This window comes from Streptomyces coryli (assembly GCF_011044975.1).
Taxonomy (GTDB): domain Bacteria; phylum Actinomycetota; class Actinomycetes; order Streptomycetales; family Streptomycetaceae; genus Streptomyces; species Streptomyces coryli.
Genome location: NZ_JAAKZV010000013.1, coordinates 62,619 through 69,269, shown reverse-complemented (window position 1 = coordinate 69,269; position 6,651 = coordinate 62,619). Strand labels below are relative to the sequence as shown.

Genomic DNA, 6,651 nt, shown 5'->3' with positions numbered 1-6,651 from the left:
CCTCCCCCATGCCGCCCCGGCCGAGCCGCTTCACCAACTCATAGCGGCCCGCGATGAGTTCCCCGTTCTCCACCCTCGCCCCTTCATTACGTTGTTATGCCAGCCTGGATCAGCGGGCGGGCGACCGCAAGACGGGAACCGGGCAGCAAACGGGCACCGGAGCACGGCACTTCGGGCACCGGATGCCCGGATAGGCAATCGCATACGGGCGGCTTCCCAGCGGCGATGCGATCCGGCCAACCGGGCACACTCGGTCACGAGTCCCCGTGTGTCAGACCTGGTCGCCCCCGGTGGGCAGCACTACAAAGAGACAAGGAAGCCCGAACGGGCAGCACTTGACGGACGCAGGGGGCCGCCGTGGACGCCGAGGAACGCAGGCACGCCATCCTCATGGCGGCGCGCCGGGACGGCACCGTCGACGTCGGCAAGCTCGCCGTGAATCTGGGCGTTTCCCGTGAGACGGTCCGCCGCGACCTCAACCTCCTCGAGGACCATGGCCTGGTCAGACGCACGCACGGCGGCGCGTACCCGGTGGAGAGTGCGGGCTACGAGACCACGCTCGCGCACCGCACCACCATGCACGTACCCGAGAAGTCCCGGATCGCCGCCGCGGCCGTCGACCTCCTCGGTGACGCCGAAACGGTCTTCATCGACGAGGGCTTCAACCCGCAGCTCATCGCCGAGGCGCTGCCCGAGTCCCGCCCGCTGACCATCGTCACGGCCTCGCTCGCCACCGCGAGCCGGCTCGCCGGGCGCGAGCGGCACACGGTGCTGCTGCTCGGCGGCCGGGTGCGCGGCGGCACCCTGGCGACCGTCGAGCACTGGACCTCGCGGATGCTCTCCGGCTTCGTCATCGACCTCGCATACGTCGGCGCCAACGGCATCTCCCGCGAATACGGGCTCACCACCCCCGACCCGGCCGTCAGCGAGGTGAAGGCGCAGGCGATGCGGGTCGCCCGGCGGCGGGTCTTCGCGGGGATCCACACCAAGTTCGGCGCGGTGAGCTTCTGCCGCTTCGCCGAGGTGTCCGAGTTCGAGGCGATCGTCACCGATACGGGCCTGCCCGCCACGGAGGCCCACCGTTACTCACTCCTGGGGCCCCAGGTCATCAGAGTCTGAGCCGCACCCCGACTCCGTAAGAGCACACCCTCACCCTGCCGCAAACAGTCAGGAGCATGGCATGTCCATGTCTAAATGGCGGCTCTCGTACGCGACGAGAGCGCTGGCGGCGGCCGCATCGGCGACCGTCCTCCTCGCCGGCTGTGCCGGCGCGGGCGGACTCGGTTCCGCCGGCGACGGCACCGCTCTGAACGTCGTGATGGTGAACAACCCGCAGATGGTGGAGCTGCAGAAGCTCACCGCCAAGCACTTCACAAAAAAGACCGGCATCAAGGTCAACTACACCACGCTGCCGGAGAACGAGGTCCGCGACAAGATCAGCCAGGACTTCTCCAACCAGGCCGGCCAGTACGACGTGGCCACCATCAGCAACTACGAGGTGCCGTTCTTCGCCAAGAACGAATGGCTGCAGCCACTCGACGACTACGTGAAGAAGGACAAGGCCTTCGACCAGGGCGACATCCTCGAGCCGATGCGCGAGTCGCTCAGCGCCGACGACGGCAAGCTCTACGGCCAGCCGTTCTACGGCGAGTCGTCGTTCCTGATGTACCGCAAGGACGTCTTCGCCGGCAAAGGCCTGAAGATGCCCGCGAAGCCCACCTGGGAGCAGGTCGCTGAGCTGTCTGCCAAGGCCGACGGCGCGCAGCGCGGCATGAAGGGCATCTGCCTGCGCGGCCTACCCGGCTGGGGCGAGGTGATCGCGCCGCTGACGACGGTGGTGAACACCATGGGCGGCACCTGGTTCGACAAGGACTGGAAGGCGCGCCTGGACTCGCCCCAGTTCCGCAAGGCCACGCAGTTCTACGTGGACCTGGTCCGCAAGCACGGCGAGTCCGGCGCCGCACAGGCCGGCTTCGCGGAGTGCCTCAACTCCATGACCCAGGGGAAGACCGCCATGTGGTACGACGCCACCTCCGCCGCCGGATCCCTCGAAGCCCCGAAGTCCCCGGTCAGGGGCAAGATCGGCTATGCCCCCGCGCCGGTCGACCGGACCAAGTCCTCCGGCTGGCTCTACACCTGGGCCTGGGGCATCCAGAAGGCGTCCAGGAACCCGGACGCCGCCTGGAAGTTCGTCTCCTGGGCATCGAGCAGGGAGTACGAGGAGCTGGTCGGCAAGCACCTCGGCTGGGCCAACGCGCCCGCGGGCAAGCGCGCCTCCACGTACGAGAATCCGGGCTATCTGAAGGCCGCGAAGTCCTTCGCCGAGGTCACCCGCGACGCCATCGAGAGCGCCGATCCGCGTCACCCGGGGCTGCAGCCGCGGCCGACGGTCGGGATCCAGTTCGTGGACATCCCGGAGTTCTCCGACCTGGGCACGAAGGTGTCGCAGGAGATCAGCGCGGCGATCGCCGGGCGCAAGTCCGTACGGGACGCGCTGGACAAGTCGCAGGAGCTGGCGGAGAAGGTCAGCGAGGAATACGAGGGCCGGTCATGACCGCCCCGGCCGCGGCACCCGCCGCCACCTCGACGACCTCCGCGCCGCCCGCGACCGCCGCCAAGCGCGTCGGCCGGGCGCGGGCCTGGGCCACCCGGGCGCCGCTGCTGCCGGCGCTGATCTTCCTGATCGTGGTCACCCAACTGCCGTTCGTCGCCACGCTGGTGATCTCGCTCTTCGACTGGAACTCGCTCTATCCGGACGCCCGCGAGTTCGCCGGCTTCGCGAACTACAGCGAGGTCGCCACCGACCCCGACCTGCGCAAGTCGGTGCTCACCACGGTCGTGCTGACGGTCGCCGTGGTGCTCACCTCGCTGGTGCTCGGACTGCTCGTCGCCCTGCTCCTGGACCGGAAGTTCCGCGGCCGCGGCGTGGTGCGGACGATGATGATCGCGCCCTTCCTGCTGGTCCCGGTCGCGGCGGCGCTGCTGTGGAAGCACGCGCTCTACAACCCCGAATACGGGCTCTTCAACGGCGTGCTGAACTGGCTCGGCCTCGGCCAGCCCGACTGGATCTCGGACATGCCGCTGCTCGCCGTCGAGGCGTCCCTCGTCTGGCAGTGGACGCCGTTCATGATGCTGATCCTGCTCGCCGGGCTGCAGTCCCGCCCGCTCGACATGATCGAGGCGGCCCGTATCGACGGCGCGAGCAACTGGCAGATCTTCCGCTATCTCACGCTCCCCCATCTGCGCCGCTATCTGGAGCTGGGGGTGCTGCTGGGCTCGATCTACATCGTGCAGAACTTCGACGCGGTCTTCACGATCACGTCCGGCGGCCTGGGCACGGCCAACCTCCCGTACACGATCTACCAGACCTTCTACCAGGCGCACGAGTACGGCCTCGCCTCCGCGGCCGGCGTGCTCGTCGTCATCGGCTCGATCATCATCGCGACCTTCGCGCTGCGCGTCGTGTCGTCGCTCTTCCGCGAGGAGGTGTCCCGCTCATGACTTCGGTCGCCCTTCCCCCGCCGGTACGCAAGGCCCGCCGCCGCAACGCCGCGCTCGGGCTGCTGGCGTGGCTCACCGGCATCGCCTTCGCGCTGCCCGTGCTGTGGATGCTGCTGACATCCCTGCACTCGGAGCCGGACGCCGCCACCAACCCGCCCAAGCTCGCCGCGGCGCTGACCCTCGACGGCTACCGCGAGTTCTTCGGCGCCGGCGGCGGCCCTAGCCCGTGGCCGTCGCTGGCCAACTCCACGACGGCGAGCGTCTGTTCCACGCTGCTGGTGCTGATCCTGGCCCTGCCCGCCGCGTACGCCCTGTCCATCCGGCCCGTGCGCAAATGGACCGACGTGTTGTTCTTCTTCCTCTCGACGAAGATGCTGCCGGTCGTCGCCGGACTGCTCCCGATCTATCTCTTCGCCAAGAACACCGGCTTCCTCGACAACGTCTGGCTGCTGGTCCTGCTCTACACCTCGATGAATCTGCCGATCGCGGTGTGGATGATGCAGTCCTTCCTGCGCGAGGTACCCGCGGAGATCATCGAGGCGGCGCAGATCGACGGCGCCCGGCTGCCCACCATCCTGGCCCGGGTGGTGGCTCCGGTGGCCGGGCCCGGGATCGCCGCCACCGCACTCATCTGCTTCATCTTCAGCTGGAACGAAATGCTCTTCGCCCGGGTGCTCACGGGCATCGTCGCGCAGACCGCCCCGGTCTTCCTCACCGGATTCATCACCAGCCAGGGGCTCTTCCTCGCCCAGGTCTGCGCCGCGTCCGTCGTCATCTCCCTGCCGGTGCTCGCCGCAGGGTTCGCCGCCCAGGACAAACTCGTCCAGGGCCTGTCCCTAGGAGCCGTGAAGTGAAGGCCGCCGTCATCGAAGCCCCCGGCAAGGTCACCGTCACCACCGTCCCCGACCCCACGCCAGGGCCCCGCGAGGTGGTGGTGCGGGTGGCCGCGTGCGGGCTGTGCGGGACCGATCTGCACATCCTGCAGGGCGAGTTCGCGCCGTCGCTGCCGCTGGTGCCGGGCCATGAGTTCGCCGGGATCGTGGTCGCGACCGGCACCGACGTCACCGAGGTCGCATCCGGCGACCGGGTGGCGGTGGACCCGTCCCTGTACTGCTACGAGTGCCGCTACTGCCGTACCGGCCACAACAACCTGTGCGACCGCTGGGCGGCGATCGGCGTGACGACGGCGGGCGGCGCGGCGGAGTACGGGGTCGCCCCGGTCGCCAACTGCGTCAAGCTGCCGGAGTCGGTCGAGGTCCAGGACGCCGCCCTGATCGAGCCGCTGTCCTGCGCGGTCCGCGGCTACGACGTGCTCGCCGCCCGGCTCGGCGCGCACGTGCTGATCTACGGCAGCGGGACGATGGGCCTGATGATGCTGGAGCTGGCCAAGCGCACCGGCGCGGCCTCGGTCGACGTCGTCGACATCAACGCAGAGCGGCTGACGACGGCCGCGAAGCTGGGCTGCTCCGCGACCGCCGCCTCACCCGACGAGCTGGACCGGCCGGGCGGCTGGGACGTGGTGGTCGACGCCACCGGCAACGCGGCCGCGATCCAGGACGGCCTCGGCCGGGTGGCGAAGGCGGGCACCTTCCTGCAGTTCGGCGTGGCCGACTACGCGACGACGGCGGTGATCGAGCCGTACAAGATCTACAACCAGGAGATCACCATCACCGGCTCCATGGCCGTCCTGCACAGCTACGAACGCGCCGCCGAACTCTTCGCCGCCGGCGTCCTCGACCCGACGATCTTCATCAGCCACCGACTCCCACTGGCCCAATACCCGGACGCCCTCAGCCAGTTCGCGGCCGGCCAGGGCCGGAAGATCGTGGTGGTTCCGTAGCCGGACCCTCCTCCACGGGTGTCCCGCAGTGCGGGCAGATCTGCGCCGTGCGGTCCTCGCGGATCCGCCCGCACTCGGGACACACCAGGCCGAGCCAGCAGCTCGGGTCGCCGCCCTCGTCGCTCATCCGCCGCCTTCCGTCAGCCGCCGATCTGCTCCGGAACGACCGTAAACCACCGCTTGTCCGCCGTCACCGGCTGGCCCAGCTCCCGCTGCCGCTCTGCGGCCTTCTCGCGCAGGTCCGTGATCTCGGTCTGGTAGTCGTCCTTGCGGTTGACCCAGATCCGCGCGCCGCCGTTCTTGATGTCGGTGGACTCCAGCAGCATCGGGCCGTCGCTCTTGGGCGTGTCGCCGGCGACCAGGACCGCCTGCTTCCACTGGTCGATGTAGGTGCGGATGGCGGCGGGCTTGCCCTCGTACCAGGTGGCGGGCGCCCACAGGGTCGGGGTCAGCTCGTGGTCCATGAGCTTCTTCGGGTCGTACGTGCCCGCCTTGATCTCCTTGCGGGCGGTCGTGACGTCGCCGCTCTCGCGGTCCTTCAGCAGCATGGAGACGCCGATGACGTTCTGCGGCTTCACGTCGTAGCCGTACTTCGGGTCGGAGAGCACCATGCGGACGAGCTCCTCGCTCGCCGCGCTGTTGATGTAGACCTCGATGCCGTGCTTGCGGAGCGAGGCGAAGAGCTCCCGCATGCCCGGGTACGGCTTGGGCGGGTTGACCTCGGTCTTGGTCAGCTCGCCGCCGTCGTAGTACTCGGCCGGGATCGGCTTGCCGTACGCCATCAGCTCGTCGACGTAGCCCTTGAGCTGCTTCAGCGTGAAGCCGGAGAAGATCTGCGCGGCCCACGGGTAGCAGACCTGGTCGTCGACCTCGCACAGCCGGTTGTAGTAGCTGTAGAGGCTTTCCTTGTGGTCCGCGGTGTCCTTGAAGGGGATCACCTTCAGCGACGGATCCATCCGCTCGCGGGTGAGGACACCCTTCATCTCCAGGTACGGGATGAGGGATTCCTCGAGGTCGTAGCGGTAGCTCGTGTTGTCCGCGTCGAAGACCGCGTAGCCGCCGCTGTCGGCGTGCCCGGCGATGACCTTGCCGAGCTTCTTCGCCACCGGGGCCGGCCAGTGGTCCAGCTCGGCGGCGATCCGGGCGCCGTCGGCGTCGTCGGCCGCCCGCGCCTTGGACTCCGGCCAGAGGCCCGCACCGGCGAGCAGCGCCCCGGCGAGGGCGAGCACCGCGCCGAGCACCCATATGCGGCTGTTAACACGTTTCGTCATGACATCCGTTTCTTCGTACAGGTGATCTAGATCGAGTCG

Annotated in this window: 6 protein-coding genes; 5 read left to right on the top strand and 1 reads right to left on the bottom strand. The window is 68.9% G+C overall.

Going from position 1 to position 6,651, the window contains the following annotated elements; translation table 11 throughout:
* Positions 1-357: 357 nt before the first annotated feature.
* From G5C51_RS05680 to G5C51_RS05660, 5 genes are all read left to right on the top strand, one after another.
* A complete protein-coding gene (locus G5C51_RS05680; protein ID WP_165232683.1) occupies positions 358-1,119 on the top strand; it encodes a DeoR family transcriptional regulator in 762 nt (253 codons plus the stop codon).
* 67 nt (positions 1,120-1,186) lie between these two features.
* Complete coding sequence (locus tag G5C51_RS05675) at positions 1,187-2,554, top strand: ABC transporter substrate-binding protein (protein ID WP_206313453.1); 1,368 nt, start codon at positions 1,187-1,189, stop codon at positions 2,552-2,554.
* Entirely contained in the window at positions 2,551-3,501 is a 951-nt protein-coding gene (locus G5C51_RS05670) for a carbohydrate ABC transporter permease (RefSeq protein WP_165232677.1), read from the top strand. Before G5C51_RS05675 ends, G5C51_RS05670 begins: the two co-directional genes overlap by 4 nt.
* Positions 3,498-4,355 carry a carbohydrate ABC transporter permease gene (locus tag G5C51_RS05665; protein ID WP_165232672.1) on the top strand — a complete coding sequence of 286 codons (858 nt, stop codon included), beginning with the start codon at positions 3,498-3,500 and terminating at the stop codon, positions 4,353-4,355. The genes G5C51_RS05670 and G5C51_RS05665 overlap by 4 nt, the downstream gene beginning before the upstream one ends.
* Positions 4,352-5,341: an alcohol dehydrogenase catalytic domain-containing protein gene (locus G5C51_RS05660; RefSeq protein WP_165232669.1), complete on the top strand. Its 990-nt coding sequence runs from the start codon at positions 4,352-4,354 to the stop codon at positions 5,339-5,341. Before G5C51_RS05665 ends, G5C51_RS05660 begins: the two co-directional genes overlap by 4 nt.
* 140 nt (positions 5,342-5,481) lie before the next feature.
* Here the strand turns inward: G5C51_RS05660 and G5C51_RS05650 are convergent, their stop codons facing one another.
* The gene (locus G5C51_RS05650) at positions 5,482-6,612 is read right to left on the bottom strand and encodes an HAD family hydrolase (RefSeq protein ID WP_165232663.1); all 1,131 of its coding nucleotides are present in this window, start codon (positions 6,610-6,612) and stop codon (positions 5,482-5,484) included.
* Positions 6,613-6,651 lie beyond the last annotated feature (39 nt).